General features: G+C 59.4%; 12 protein-coding genes. 4 read left to right on the top strand and 8 right to left on the bottom strand.

Annotated features, from left to right (window positions below):
- The first annotated feature begins 130 nt into the window (after window positions 1–130).
- The 4 genes from SE16_RS03240 (at window position 131) to SE16_RS03225 (ending at window position 4416) form a co-directional block, all read left to right on the top strand.
- Window positions 131–574, top strand: coding sequence for an SRPBCC family protein (locus SE16_RS03240; RefSeq protein WP_054492556.1), 444 nt, complete (start codon window positions 131–133; stop codon window positions 572–574).
- 109 nt (window positions 575–683) lie between these two features.
- Complete coding sequence (locus SE16_RS03235; protein ID WP_054492555.1) at window positions 684–1142, top strand: (2Fe-2S)-binding protein; 459 nt, start codon at window positions 684–686, stop codon at window positions 1140–1142.
- Window positions 1143–1158: 16 nt separating this feature from the next.
- A complete protein-coding gene (locus SE16_RS03230) occupies window positions 1159–3528 on the top strand; it encodes a xanthine dehydrogenase family protein molybdopterin-binding subunit (RefSeq protein ID WP_054492554.1) in 2370 nt (789 codons plus the stop codon).
- 15 nt (window positions 3529–3543) lie between these two features.
- Window positions 3544–4416 (top strand): FAD binding domain-containing protein, encoded by an 873-nt coding sequence (locus tag SE16_RS03225; RefSeq protein ID WP_054492553.1) that lies wholly within the window; start codon window positions 3544–3546, stop codon window positions 4414–4416.
- Window positions 4417–4487: 71 nt separating this feature from the next.
- Here SE16_RS03225 and SE16_RS03220 read toward each other — a convergent pair whose 3' ends face one another.
- From SE16_RS03220 to SE16_RS03185, 8 genes are all read right to left on the bottom strand, one after another.
- Window positions 4488–6374, bottom strand: a complete 1887-nt coding sequence (locus SE16_RS03220; protein ID WP_054492552.1) for a DUF5939 domain-containing protein — start codon at window positions 6372–6374, stop codon at window positions 4488–4490.
- A 74-nt stretch (window positions 6375–6448) separates the two neighbouring features.
- The gene (locus SE16_RS03215) at window positions 6449–7645 is read right to left on the bottom strand and encodes an SPFH domain-containing protein (protein WP_054492551.1); all 1197 of its coding nucleotides are present in this window, start codon (window positions 7643–7645) and stop codon (window positions 6449–6451) included.
- Between the two features lie 81 nt (window positions 7646–7726).
- Window positions 7727–8290 (bottom strand): hypothetical protein, encoded by a 564-nt coding sequence (locus SE16_RS03210; protein WP_054492550.1) that lies wholly within the window; start codon window positions 8288–8290, stop codon window positions 7727–7729.
- Window positions 8291–8303: 13 nt separating this feature from the next.
- A complete protein-coding gene (locus SE16_RS15680) occupies window positions 8304–8837 on the bottom strand; it encodes a hypothetical protein (protein WP_054492549.1) in 534 nt (177 codons plus the stop codon).
- A 43-nt stretch (window positions 8838–8880) separates the two neighbouring features.
- Window positions 8881–10722 carry a DUF2207 domain-containing protein gene (locus tag SE16_RS15910; protein ID WP_060687199.1) on the bottom strand — a complete coding sequence of 614 codons (1842 nt, stop codon included), beginning with the start codon at window positions 10720–10722 and terminating at the stop codon, window positions 8881–8883.
- 248 nt (window positions 10723–10970) lie between these two features.
- Window positions 10971–12710, bottom strand: coding sequence for a DUF2207 domain-containing protein (locus tag SE16_RS03195; protein WP_060687197.1), 1740 nt, complete (start codon window positions 12708–12710; stop codon window positions 10971–10973).
- A 123-nt stretch (window positions 12711–12833) separates the two neighbouring features.
- Window positions 12834–13871 (bottom strand): CysS/YqeB C-terminal domain-containing protein, encoded by a 1038-nt coding sequence (locus SE16_RS03190; RefSeq protein WP_060687194.1) that lies wholly within the window; start codon window positions 13869–13871, stop codon window positions 12834–12836.
- Window positions 13868–14632 carry an alpha/beta hydrolase gene (locus SE16_RS03185; protein ID WP_054494106.1) on the bottom strand — a complete coding sequence of 255 codons (765 nt, stop codon included), beginning with the start codon at window positions 14630–14632 and terminating at the stop codon, window positions 13868–13870. The genes SE16_RS03190 and SE16_RS03185 overlap by 4 nt, the downstream gene beginning before the upstream one ends.
- Window positions 14633–14635 lie beyond the last annotated feature (3 nt).

Below are 14635 nucleotides of genomic sequence, written 5' to 3'. Positions count from 1 at the left end.
CAAAGAGCGCCCACGTATAATCGCTATACCGTTGCGCCCGTGCATCTTTTCTTTTGTACCCGTTCCCTCTGTTTCCACAACCCAATGGCCGTCGAAAACAACCACATATCACAGCAATGGAGAGCGTTCTATGATTCGCATCAATGGAGAGCATATCGTTCCCGGTCCGCGCGAACGGGTGTACGCCCTTTTGCAAGACCCCGATTTTCTCGCGCAGGCGATTCCCGGCGTCAAGAACTTGCAGCGCGTGGATGATACCACCTACGAAGCCGAACTCACGTTGGGCGTCGGACCTATTCGCGGAACTTTTCAAGGGCGTGTGCGCCTTGCCGACCAAAACCCGCCTGAATCGTTTAGCCTGCATCTGGAAGGGCAAGGTTCGGTAGGGTTTGTCAAGGGCGTGGGGCGCATCACGCTGGAAGAAGTCCCCGAAGGCACGCGGCTGGTCTATGAAGGCGAAAGCGAAGCCGGCGGGCGTATTGCGCAGGTTGGGCAGCGTCTCATCCAGAGTGTTGCCCGCAAAATGATTAGTGACGGCTTGAAAAAACTGGATGAAGCTGTGCAAAGTGCCTGAACATGACAAAAGCAGGTGAAAGGGGGTGAGAGTCGGAAGAACTTTCCCATACCGCTGTCTTGTTCGTTGTGCCGTTTGTTCCCCAAATCAACCAAAGGAGGTTGCGGCCATGCAAATTACACTCACCGTCAATGGGCAGAGCCACACCGTAGATGTCCCCCCTCGCATGCTGCTTGTGCACTTGCTCCGCGACGTGCTCGGACTGACGGGTACCAACATTGGATGTGATACCAGCCAATGCGGCGCGTGTACCGTCTTGCTGAATGGCAACGCCGTCAAATCGTGTACGGTCTTGGCGGTGCAGGCTGACGGTGCAGAGGTGCTGACCATCGAAGGCTTGAGCCAGAATGGGGAATTGCACCCCTTGCAAAAAGCCTTTTGGGAAGAGCACGGGCTCCAATGCGGTTTCTGCACGCCCGGCATGATTATGACCGCCTACGATTTGCTCCAAAAGAACCCATCCCCCACAGAGGAGGACGTGCGCCACGGGTTGGAAGGCAACATTTGCCGTTGCACAGGCTATCACAACATTGTGAAAGCCGTGTTGCGCGCCGCCCAAGAGATGTGAGAAAGGAGGCCCCCTCATGACAACCACAACCCGTATTCTTGGTAAAGCCATCCGTCGCCGTGAAGACCCCGCGCTGGTGACCGGACGCGGCAAATACACCGACGACCTGCGCTTGCCCAACATGGTGTACGCCGCCATTTTGCGCAGCCCCTATGCTCACGCTCGCATCAAGTCCATTGATACCAGCAAAGCCAAAGCCCTTGACGGTGTTGTCGCCGTTTTCACTGGCGAAGATGTCGCCGCAAGCGGCATCCCCGGCGTTGTGCCGGTGGGGTGGCTCTTACCCAACCTGAAAACGCCCGCGCATCCCATTTTGGCGCAAGGCAAAGTGCGCCACGTGGGGGAAGCCGTTGCCGTCGTCATCGCCAACGACCGCTACACCGCCCACGACGCGCTCGAACTGATTGAAGTGGAGTATGAGCCGCTTCCCGCCGTAGCCGACCCCTACAAAGCCGTCCAGCCGGGCGCGCCCGCCGTGCACGACGAAGCCCCCGACAACGTTGCCTTTGACTGGGAGATTGGCGACAAAGCCGCAACCGACGCCGCTTTTGCCCAAGCCGCCCACGTGGTCTCGCTCGATTTGCGCAACAACCGCCTCGCGCCCAATGCGATGGAAACGCGCGGCGCACTCGCCGATTTCGACCCAGCGAACGAGAAACTCACGCTCTACATGACCAGCCAGAACCCCCACATTCACCGCTTGCTCATGTCGCTGGCTTCCCTGGGGTTGCCCGAACACAAAATCCGTGTCATCGCGCCCGAAGTGGGGGGCGGGTTTGGCAGCAAAATTCACCACTACCCGGAAGAAGCCATCATCTCGTGGGCTTCCATGCAGTTGGGGCGCCCCGTCAAATGGCAAGCCACCCGCTCCGAAGCCTTCATGACGGACGCCCACGGTCGCGACCATGTGACCCACGCCGAACTCGCTATTGACGCCGACGGCAAAGTCATCGGCTTGCGGGTCGAGACCTACGCCAACCTTGGCGCGTACCTTTCGACGTTTGCGCCTGCGGTGCCCACCTACCTCTACGGCACGCTTCTGTCGGGTGAATACGAAATCCCCAACATCTACGCGCATGTTGTGGGCGTCTTCACCCACACCACGCCGGTGGACGCCTACCGCGGCGCTGGTCGCCCCGAAGCCACCTTCGTTGTCGAGCGGTTGATGGCGCTGGGCGCGCGCAAAATCGGCATGGACCCCGCCGAATTCCGCCGCCGCAACTTCATCCCGCCTGACAAGTTCCCGTACCAGACGCCCGTTGCGTTGCAGTATGACAGCGGCAACTACGAAGGGGCGTTGAAGAAGGCGCTTGAACTGGTGGACTACGAGAACCTGCGCGCCGAACAAGCCAAAGCCCGCGAGCAAGGGCGCTACATTGGCATCGGTTTTTCCTGCTACATTGAAGCCTGCGGGCTAGCGCCGTCGGCTGTTGTCGGTTCGTTGGGCGCACAAGCCGGGCAGTGGGAAAGCGCCGTGGTGCGCGTCCACCCCACCGGGAAGGTGACGGTCTACAGCGGTTCTTCGGCGCATGGGCAGGGGCACAAAACCACGTTTGCCCAAATTGCCGCCGAAATTCTGGGCGTGAACTACGAGGATGTGGAAATCGTCGAAGGCGATACGGACACGGTGCAGTATGGTTGGGGCACGTATGGGAGCCGTAGCGCCGCTGTGGGTGGGAGCGCCATTGCCGTCAGCGCCCAAAAAGTGGTTGAAAAAGGTAAGAAGATTGCCGCCCACCTGCTGGAAGCCGCCGAAGATGACATTGAATTTGACGCGGGAGCCTACTTTGTGAAGGGCGCGCCCGACAAGTCGGTCACCATTCAGGATGTGGCGTTGCAAGCCTATCTGGCGCACAACTTGCCGCCCGGTATCGAGCCGGCGCTCGAAGCCACCACCTTCTATGACCCCGCCAACTTCGTGTATCCATTTGGTACACACATTGCCGTCGTCGAAGTGGATACCGATACCGGGCAGGTGAAACTCCTACGCTACGTCGCGGTGGACGATGTGGGCAACGTCATCAACCCGATGATTGTCGAGGGGCAAATCCACGGTGGCATCGCGCAAGGTGTGGGGCAAGCGCTGTTCGAGGGCGTTGTGTACGATGAAAACGCCAATCTGCTCACCGGCTCATTGATGGACTACGCCTTGCCCAAGGCGAGCCAACTGCCCTCCTACGAACTTGACCGCACTGTCACGCCCTGCCCGCACAACCCGTTGGGCGTGAAAGGCGTCGGCGAGGCAGGCACAATTGCTTCGACGGCGGCTGTGGTCAACGCCGTGATGGACGCACTGGCGCCCTTCGGTATCGAGCATATTGACCCACCGTTGACCGCCGAAAAAGTCTGGCGTGCTATTCAAGCCGCGCAGGGCAATGGGAACTAAGCAAGGAGGGGCACCATGTATCCACCAACCTTTGACTACGTCCGCGCGAACAGCGTGGAAGAAGCCGTCCAACTCTTGCAAGAACATGGCGACAACGCCAAACTCATCGCCGGAGGGCACAGCCTGATTCCCGCCATGAAATTGCGCCTGATGGCGCCGGCGGTCCTCATTGACATTAGCCGCCTGGGGCTGGATACCATCATGGTGGACCGCGGCTACGGTTTGCGTGTGGGGGCGCTGGCTACCCACCATGCGATTGCCAGCAGCGACGAGGTGCGCCAACTTGCCGCCGCCCTGGCGGAAGCCGCCTCGGTTGTGGGGGATGTGCAGGTGCGCAACCGCGGCACGATTGGCGGCAACCTGGCCCACGCTGACCCCGCTTCGGACTTGCCCGCGGCGGTGCTGGCGCTGGGGGGTGAAATCCACGTGACGGGACCCAACGGAAGCCGCACCATTCCGGCGGATGAGTTCTTCCTGGGGCTGTTCACCACCGCGCTGGAACCGAACGAAATCATCACCAACATTGGCTTTCCCAACATTGGGTTCAAGCAGGTGCGCAGCGCCTACGTGAAATTCCCGCACCCCGCTTCGGGGTATGCCGTGGTGGGGGTGGCCGCTTGCCTTGAAATGGACGGTGAGACGATTACCACCGCCCGCGTTGCCGCCAACGGCGCGTTTGACCACGCCACCCGCTTGACGGCGGTTGAAGACGCATTGACGGGGGCGACGCTGTCGGCTGAGACGCTCAGCGCCGCCGCCGAGAAAGCCGCCGACGGGTTCAGCACGGACGACTTCATGGCTGACCTTTTCGCTTCGTCGGAGTATCGCGCCCACTTGTTGAAGGTGTACACCAAGCGCGCATTGCTCCGTGCGGCGGGGTTGGCGTAAAGCATCCGCGCACGCAAAAGCGCCTCGGGGGTTATTTCCCGAGGCGCTTTTTGTTTGGCAGAAGAAGGGCATCACCTTAGTTCAGCGTTCGTCGGCTTCCAGATTCTGACAATGGGGAAAGGTTTCTCCTCGCCTGGGATGGCAACCATATCGTTCTCGGTACACCAGCCGTCGAGGGGCGTTTCCAGCGTGTCAAACAAGGCGTGCGGCAAGACGATTTCATTCCCACGGCTCTGGCGTTCCAATTTGGCGGCCAGGTTGACCGTGCTCCCAAAGTAGTCGAGTTGACCGTTGAGCGTCACCACCAGGGCGGGGCCGCTGTTCAATCCCAAGCGCAGGCGGAGCGGCCAGTCGGTATGGCTGGCGTTGTAGGCTTCAATGTCTTGCAGGATACCCAAGGCGGCTTGTAGCCCCATTTCGAGATTGGGGAAAGCGCCCATAATCGCATCGCCAATAGTTTTTACCACCGCGCCGCCAACGGCTTCAACGTTGCGCCGCAGAATGTCGAAGTGTGCCGCCACGCGGTCAAATGCGGGACCATCGCCCACCTGGCGATAATAGGCCGTTGAGCCGCGCAAGTCGGTAAAGAGGAGCGCGACTGATGAAACATGGATTTGCATGCCTTTGCGCAGCGATTCAAACGGAAAGAGGTCGCGGAAGGATTGCAAGGTGAGTGCGCGTGCGGCGGTGAGCGTGTAATCCGCCCAATGCAGGCGCTCAATGCCGATGAGGTGCGGTTGCGTGTCGCGGTTGGTGATAGTCAGTGTGACACGCCCTTCGTCCAGGTGAATATGCGCGGGGTTGAGCGCGGCGGCGAGGACAAAGTTTGCCTGCGTGCGTGGTGAGGGGGCGTGTTCGTCGGGCGGGCTGACAATCAGGCGGGATTGCCAGGGGCGCGGTGTTTGCCATTCTTCAAATGAATGGATGGCTTCGCGCCAGTCGGGGTGTGTGGGCCAACGCAAGCGGTATTCGCCCGCTTCAAGGTCAATCTCAATTGTGCGCGTTTCGCCGGGGGCAAGCCATTGTTGCGCCAGCAAGTGGGGCGTGTTGCGTGGTCCCCCTACGCAGTAGACGGGCACAACCACCTCACGCACGGTGGGGTGTGGGCGGAAGGTGACTTGCACAGCATGCTCAAAGTCGGCTTCGTACACAATGCGGCAGTAGGGGCAGTGGGCGTGTTCTTCCAACTGGCGCAGTTCATTGAGGCTCACAGGTGTGCCGTGGCAAGCCGGACAGGCGACGTCCCATTGCAGTTCGAGCAAGCCGACACGTGAAGCGTGGAAGAAGAGGTTGATGACGCTTTGCTCGTCTGCTTGCCAGCGGCGGGCGTACAGAATGGGATGCATGTGGGCAAGTTCGGCGTCGGTACCGGTGCGGATGAGTGTTTTCAGGCGTTCGACCAGCGCGGCGTCGAAGCCAAGTTCGACAAGGCGGGCGGCGAGTGTGTCGAGCAGGTCGGGGGCGCGCACTTTCGTGCGTGCTGGAAGTGGCGCGCGTTGGGGCGTCTCGGCGGCGCGTTGTGCCAGGTCGTCCAGCAGGCGAAAGGCGCGCTCAAAGCGCACGCGGCTGATCAGCCCGATTTGGATGGGAATAGCCAGGTAGCCCAGAGGGTTCGCCGGTTCGGCTTCAACAGTGTAGGTCAGCAGGCTCCCCCCTTCCTGGGTTGGCGCAAGCCGCAGGGTCACCACCATGCGCGCGACGGGTCCGCGCCGATAGGTTCGCACGATCCGAAACCAGTGCGGGCTTACCCACTCGAAGGGGGGTTCTTCCCATTCAATTGTTTGCCCAAAAATGCGCATGCGCAAAAGATGCGTGGGCGCTTCAACACTCTCATCATCTGCAATTTCAACCGCCGGCACCCCCGCCAGGGCGTTGAAGCGGTCGGTATCGCTCACCAGCGGCCAGAGCCGTTCAGGTGACGATTGCAGATGCCATTGCCAGGTGTAGGTGAAAGCCATGTGTTCCTCTTCCTTCATCAAAAACGCCACACGATGAGGTGTGGCGTTTGTGGCGTTTGGGGTGTGTGTGCTGTTTACTCGGATTCATCCAGAAAGCGCTGGGCGGCCGCCGCCATTGCCTTTTCGACGGGTGGTTGGGCAAAGACGGTTTTGAGTGGTTCGGCAAGCCAGGGATAGGTCTCGGTAATCTCTTTGCGTAATTGCTTGATCGTCGCGAGGTTAGCATCCGGCTTGCTCAATTCAACTTCCAGCGCGGCGAGCCGTTGAAGAATGGTGTTGCGTTCATCCTGCGGGATGGCGAGTTGCTGTTGAACAAGCATTTCAAGCGGTGTGAAGGCTTGTTCGACGGTTTGGGGACCCTGTTGGGCGGCGGGTTGTTGCTGTTGTTGCGCACCGCCCTGGAAGGATTGTCCGAGCAATTGCGCCATCATGGCGCCCAACCCCGCCCCAGCGCCCAAGCCGAAACCGGCACCCGCCAGCCCGGCGCCCAAGCCGCCTTCGCCGCCTTCACCGCCGCCGCCACCCAGCGCTGCGTCGCCGAGGGCGCGGGCGGCTTTGAATTGCAGGTAGGCTTGCATGTCGCCAATGGCGCCCATCGCGGCGCGTTCATCCATGGCTTTCTGGGTTTCTTCGGTCGGCGTGATGCTTTCGAGGAAGAAGCCGCGCAAATCAAGCCCCACGGCGCTGAAATCGTCGCGTAGTTTGGCGCGCATGGCGGCGTTGATTTCATCAAATTGGCGGGCAATCGAAAGGATGCTGTTGGTGATGCTGGCGATAAGGTCGGTAAAGCGTGAGACGATGACGCTGCGCAGATACTGCTCAATGTCGCGTGTGGTGTAAAGCCCCTGCGTGCCGACAATCGCGTTCACAAAGAGTTGCGGGTCGGCGACGCGCATGGCGTAGCGCCCGAAGGCGCGCAACTGCACCATGCCAAATTCGCTATCGCGCATGGGGATGGGTTGGGGCGTGCCCCATTTCATGTCGGTAAACTGCTTCAGGTTGACGAAGACGACTTCGGCGCGGAAGGGCGATGTGCCCCCAAAAGGCAGCCCGATGAGAGTGGTCAGCAGGGGCAGGTTGGCGGTGGTGAGCGTGTGCCGCCCCGGCCCAAAAACGTCGAGGGCTTTCCCATCGCGGAAGAAGACAGCCGCCTGGCTTTCACGCACAATCAACTGCGAGCCGAGGCGAAATTCGCCCGAACCATCTTCGGGAATGCGTTGGACGATGTCTTTCCCTGTGGGGTCAAACCATTCGATGACACTCAAAGCCATGTGAAACTCCTTTCAATTTGAGATGCACGGTGTTGTGCAGACCTCAGAGCGGCACAACATGTTCAACAGTTGGTTTTCTCCTTAGGCCTCGTCGGATGGTGTGGGGTGATGCGGTGGTGGCGTCTCGTTGGGTTCTTCTTCAGCGCCTTCGCCTTCGCCTAACGTCTCCACCAGGTGGCTCCGCCGGTCGAAGATGTGGTGCAACTCGTCAATCGTGTTCAGCAACGCATGGGCGCGTTCACGGGCTTGTGCGCCCAGCCCAAACTGCGCAATCAGGTCGCCCAATTTTTCAACCCCTTTCGCCAATTGCAGGTCGAATTCGTACAGACGCCGCAACTCGGCGTCGTCGAACTGCTTGACGCGGTCGAAAAAGCCCGTGTAGCCGTAGGTCGCTGTGCGCAGGCGGTCGCTCAGGTGTTGCAAGCGGGTGATGACCTTGTCGAGCACTTCCATGGTGGCAAAATCGCCCTGGCTGAGCAAGCGGTCTTGCACACGCGAAAGCCGTTCGACCTGGCTACTGAACGCTTCGGCAATCGCCTGGCGCAATTCACGGTCGGCGTCACGACGATACTCGCGTTGGGCGTAGCCTTTGTAGCCGGGTATTTTTTCCATCAGGTCTTCTAATTGCTGGCGAAAATCGCTCATTCAATTCCTCCTTTTATTGGCTCGTGAAAACGGTTGTCCCGCAGTATGGGCATTCCACAACGCCGCGTCCCGCCAGTTCCAGGCGTGCGCCGCAGTTGGGGCAAGTGCTGTTCGTCAGTAAATCGGCGGCTTCGCGGGCGTAAAGCACACCTTCGTCCCAATCAATATAGCCGCTGAAGAGCCGCTTGCCAACCAGGTCGCGCACGTCTTGGCGGATGGTGGCAAGCGGGGCGTTCAGTTCGAGCGCCGCCTCGCGCAAGGAGACTTTGCCCGCTGTTTCCACCATGTTGAGCAACGCGCGCTGGCGGGCAACGTTCGCCATCTCAGCGCCTTCCCGCCGTGCGCGCATGAGAATGAAACCACCGCCGCCGATGAAAATCAGCGCGACTGGGGTGATGAGGATGAGCATGAACAAAAGCCCCGAAAGGCGCAAATGGCCTTCTTGCATGTTGGCGATGCCCCACAGGAGCGCACAGCCAAAGAACAGAACGCCCAGAGCGATGAGCGTGGACCCCAAAATCAGGCCGGTTGTGTTTGATGAACGCATGGATGCTTGCTCCTTGTGTTCGTTGTGATGAGGATGGAGCGGCTTAGCCAAAGCCGCCGCCGCCACCACCGCCACCGCCGCCGCCACCACCGCCGCCCGAAAAGCCGCCGCTGCCGCTGCTGCTGGGCGACGACGTCAAGGCGCTGGTGCTGGATTGAATCATCGAAGCGATGCTCGTGCTCAGCGATTGCAGACCGCGCCCCATGCTCTCGCTTGTGCGCTGCGGCGAAAAGGACCCCGGCGAGCCGCCGAGAGAAGAATCTGCTGGCGAAAAATCGCTCTCGGTGCCCCAATCGTGACGGTGGTGATGGTGTCCATGCGCAACCCACCAGCGGGGCGGGGGCGCGTCGAGTGTAGCGATATGTCTGAGAAATTGCTTGTCAAGACCAAAGGCAATCGCATAGGGGAGAAAATCTTCCCACTTTTGGGCAAGTTGGGCTGTATCACTATACCGTTTGATGTTTGCGAGATAGCGTTGGAAGGCTCGCCAACGGGCGGCTGTTTCCGCACCTTTGGGCGTTTTCCGCACGATGTTGGAGGATGCGAACGCGCCGACAATCAATGTAAAAAAGAGGGCGGCTGGAATACAGAAAAGTGCGGGCATGCTCACAACCATCATCGTATTGCCTATGAGAGCCAGCAACGTGCTGATCATCATTGCGGGAAACGTAATAGCCAAGAAAAGGGTGCTTTTCCGTGAGCGAACTTTTTGGGGAGATTCTGGAAAAAGGCCTTGCTTGACGGTTTCCTTATACATGGCGTCGTAGATGGATGGTAAAGATTTGTAGAAGCGGTTGCGCAACGTGGAGAGATGGCTAATGGTTTTGCCCTTGAAGAGGCGGCGCACCAGTTGTTGCTCGAATGGGTACATTGGTTTGCTTCCATCAACGAGGTGGAATGTGACGTCTGTGGATGTGAGCAACCCACCCAAACGTGACGTTTGGTTTTCTTCGATGGAGATGATGCCGCGCCGCGCCAGGTCGAAAATGGTGGCAATGACGTCTTTGATGTCCGCCTTTTCATCCAGAAGTGTGCCCACGATACCAGGGGGAAGATCGTCGGGCGGCTCGGTGATGTATTCGGCGAATTCTCCCACTTCGGGGTCGCGCCCTTTGGTGTACCACCATACGATGGAAAGCACGGTGCCACCCGCCAGAATCAGCAACGCCAGCACAATCGAGCCGACGTTGATGATGGGCGCAAGGGTGCGCCAGCGGTCTTCATTGCGTTGCCATGCCGCCGCTTCGCCGGCGACAATGCCATGCGGAAACTGCACGCGCACTTCAACTTCTTGACCGCCAGGAATGTTGGAGGCTTCAAAGCGCACCGTGTTCCCTTCGACGGTGTAGGTGGCGGGGTGTCCATAACTGGCAATAGGGCCAGGGGTTGCGCCTGCGGGGAGGCGAACCGTGATGCGACTTTCCAGCATGGGCGCCTTGCGGTCGGAATAGACGGCTTTCCACCAGAGTTGGTCACCCTCTTCGTAGTAGCGCAAGCCGCCGATGACGCGATAGCGGAGCACGATGGTGTGTTTGCCAATGAGTGGCTCATCGAAGTGGTATTCAATGTGGAAATTGTTGCTGTCTGTGTAGAGTGCGTCAATATCAAAATCATCCAGGGGCTTTCCATCAACGCTGACGGCTACGTCTTCGATGCTTTCAAGGCGATTGGTCGGAATGTCGCGATAGCCGTATGTGAAAGTGCCGTTCTGGAACCACACAACGTTGGTTTCGGTGACGATGAAATCGCCGGAGGGGAGCACTTCAATGTCCACGTCGAACCGTTCCCAGATGACGCTTTTGCTTTGGGCGTGCGCCGGCGTGCCCATCAGGAGAAGCACCACGAGCGCAACAAACAACAAGACAAAGCGGCGTGCAATTGACATAAAAAGACCCCTGTTCTGCGAATGCTATGGCAAGATTGTATCGCTGAATGGAAGGATATGAAAACGGGCGCTGATATGGATACGCAACGAGCCGTGTCTGGTTGCAGCGTGCTGGAAAATCCGCTCAGGGCGACGGGTTCAGAGGGCTAGCCGGGGTGGCGGCTCAGCCAAAGCCGCCGCCACCACCGCCGCCGCCGCCCGAAAAGCCGCCACTCTTGCCGCCGGGCGACGAGGTCAAGGCGCTGGCGCTATCTTGTATCATCGAAGCCTTGTATCATCGAAGTGATGCTTCTGCTCAGCGATTGCAAGCCGCTTCCCATGCTGTCGCTCGCCTGTTGCATCGAAAAGGAGCCCGATGAACCGCTGCGGGAAGAACGTGTTGACCAAAAATCGCCCTCGGTGTCAAGACGATCTCGGTGTCGTCTCCGACGAGCCCACCAGCGGGGCGGGGGAGCCTCAATGGTGGAAATCTGCTTGAGAAATCGCCTGTCAATTCCGAAAGCAATTGCATAGGGCAAGAACGTTTCCCATTTGTCAGCAAGTTGGAATGTATCACCATACTGTTCGATATTTTGGAGGTAGCGCTGGAAGGCTCGCCAACGGGCGGCTGTTTCGGCGCCCTTGGTCGTTTTGCGAACAAGGTGAGGCAAGATGAAAAGACTGACAAACGCTGTGGGAAACAGAGCCATTGGAATACAGAAGAGCGTAGGCAACTGTGGGCTTCTGTCTCCAGCAGCCACAAGAATGGCGCTTGAGATACCACACATTGCCAGCATAATGAGCATGATGACCCAAAATGCTTTTATACGGGTTTTTTCAGGCGTCTGGGGAAAAAAGCCCAGGTTGACGACTTCCTCATAAAACGCCTTGTAAATTTGGGGCAACTCTTTGTAAAAGCGGTTGCGGAGCGATGAGAGTTGAACGCTCGTTTGGTCTTTGAACAGACGGCGCACCAGTTGTTGCTCGAATGGGTACATTGGTTTGCTTTCATCAACGAGGTGGAACGTGACGTCTGTGGATGTAAGCAACCCACCCAAATGTGACGTTTGGTTTTCTTCGATGGAGATGATGCCGCGCCGCGCCAGGTCGAAAATGGTGGCAATGACGTCTTTGATGTCCGCCTTTTCATCCAGAAGTGTGCCCACGATACCAGGGGGAAGATCGTCGGGCGGCTCGGTGATGTATTCGGCGAATTCTCCCACTTCGGGGTCGCGCCCTTTGGTGTACCACCATACGATGGAAAGCACGGTGCCACCCGCCAGAATCAGCAACGCCAGCACAATCGAGCCGACGTTGATGATGGGCGCAAGGGTGCGCCAGCGGTCTTCATTGCGTTGCCATGCCGCCGCTTCGCCGGCGACAATGCCATGCGGAAACTGCACGCGCACTTCAACTTCTTGACCGCCAGGAATGTTGGAGGCTTCAAAGCGCACCGTGTTCCCTTCGACGGTGTAGGTGGCGGGGTGTCCATAACTGGCAATAGGGCCAGGGGTTGCGCCTGCGGGGAGGCGAACCGTGATGCGACTTTCCAGCATGGGTGCACTGCGGTCGGAATAGACGGCTTTCCACCAGAGTTGGTCGCCCTCTTCGTAGTAGCGCAAGCCGCCGATGACGCGATAACGGAGCACGATGGTGTGTTTGCCAATGAGTGGCTCATCGAAGTGGTATTCAATGTGGAATGTGTTGTCTTTGAACTCCGTATCAACAGCGCTCTCATCCAGAGGCTTTCCATCAACGGTGACAGCCACGTCTTCGATGCTTTCAAGGCGATTGGTGGGGATGTCACGGTAGCCATATGAAAAAGTATCATTCTGGAACCACACAACGTTGGTTTCGGTGACGATGAAATCGCCGGAGGGGAGCACTTCGATGTCTACGTCGAACCGTTCCCAGATGAGGGTTTTGCTTTGGGCGTGCGTCGGCGTGCCCATCAGGAGAAGCGCCACGAGTGCAACAAACAACCAGATAAAGCGACGCAAAGTTGGCATAAACGCACCTCTGTTCCGCGAATATGTTGGCAAGATTGTATCGCTGAATGGAAGGATATGAAAGCAGGCATGGCATGGATACGCAACGAGCCGTGTTTGGTTGCGGGGGGCTGGAAAAGTCGTTCAGGGCGACGGGTTCAGGGGTTCCAGTCGGGGACCGTCCGGAGTATCAAGCACGCGCCAGCCGTGGGCGGCAATCTCATCACGCAGGCGGTCGGCTTGCGCCCAATCTTTGCGAGCACGCGCTGCCTGGCGTTCTTCCACAAGCGCCAGCACATGCGCAGGTGGTGTTGGCGGTGCGGCGGCGGGTGTTGGTGGAAGAATGCCTTGCGGCCAGGGAAGCGGCGCGGCGGGTGGATGCCAGCCCAAACGATGCAGAGCAATCGTGCTTCCCGAAGGGAGATAGGTGGCGCTGTGCGGTTCGATGAAGCAGGCAGACCCTTTTCCCAGCACGTGTGCCTGCCTGTCGCGGGGCGTGATGAACAGGGCGGTGTGTTCATCAAGTCCCAGAATGGTTGTTGGAGGCGAAAGCATGCGGCGGAGTCTGGCGAAGCGGGCGCGCCCCATGAAACAGTGGCTTGTGTCGAGCGTGTGGCCGCCTTCGCGGTTGTTCCAGTGCGGAACAACGACTGTTCGCCCGCCATAGAGCGCGAACAAGTCAAGCCCGATGTGCCAGTGGAGCGGATGCCCCGCCTTGAAAATTTCGTACACAGGAAGCGCGAACGTCCCCAGCGCGATGGCGGCGGCACTGGCGGCAACCAGCGCCGCCCCGCGTGTGTGTGCGGCAAGCACCGTCCGCCAGGCGAGCGAGCCAACCAGATGGCGCACCGCGTAGGTGGGGCTTCCGGCGCCGGCGTAGATGAGGTCGGCGTTGGCGATGCGTTGGGCATGGGCGGGGTCGTTGGTGCTGAAATCCCCTTCGCGTTGGCGGGCGGGGATGATGTCAATGTCGGCGATGAAATCGGCGAGCCGATGGTCGAGGTAGTCGGCGACGCGCTGCGCGACGTGGCGGCTGTTGGGTTCAAAGCCGGCGGGTGTTTCGAGAATCGCGACGCGCGCGCGCCGCCCCAAGTGCGCGAAAAGAGCCGCCCACGCGGCACGGTTTCCGGGGGCGGTTTCGCCAGAACCAAAAAGCAGAAGCGGCCCTGCTTGCGTTGTCATGGTGCGGTTTCTACCCCATGTTGTGCGGCAACAGCGTGCAGAAAGCGTGCCGTCGCTTCGAGGATGATGGCTTGCTGTTCTTCCCGCGAAATGCGCGCGACGCCGTCGCCCGGTTGCGGTCCATACCAGCCAAATTGAGCGTGATTGCCCCCCTCAATGACCACCCACTCGGTCTCCGGCGGAAGCAGTTGGGCAGAGGCTTCGATGCCTTCACGCCCCCCGTCTTCGGTGCCGTAAATCGAAAGCACCGGGAAGTCCGTCCAGTCGGCGATGGCGTCGCTTTCAGCGGGGTACGATGCCCACAAAACCAGGCCGGCCACTTGCTGTGGGTGGGTGCGCGCGAACCGCACCGCCATGGCGCCCCCCAGCGAATGCCCGCCAATCACCCACACTTCAATTTCGGGATGGGCGGCGATGATTTCCTCGGCTTTGTTGGGGGCGAAGAACGCCAGATTGAGCGGCATTGGCGGAATGACCACCAGCCAGCCTTCTTCGGCAAGTCGCCGCGCCGGCGGTGCATAGGCGCGCGGGTCAACGTGCCCGCCGGGGTAGAGAATGAAGCCCAGGCGGGGTTGCGACGTTTGAGGAATGAACGTGAACCATGGCGTGGTTTCCACGTGCACGTTCGTATCGCTTTGCAAAGCGGCTTCGGCTTCCGGCATAGCGGGCAGGGGATTGAGCGCCCAGTAGAAGAAGCCGGCAACGGCAATGAGAAGCCCAGCGATAAGCAGCAACAAAAGCCGTTTTCCCCATGTTCGCATATG

Source organism: Ardenticatena maritima, from assembly GCF_001306175.1.
In the GTDB taxonomy this organism is placed as follows: Bacteria; Chloroflexota; Anaerolineae; order Ardenticatenales; family Ardenticatenaceae; genus Ardenticatena; species Ardenticatena maritima.
This window is presented reverse-complemented; position numbering and strand designations above follow the sequence as displayed.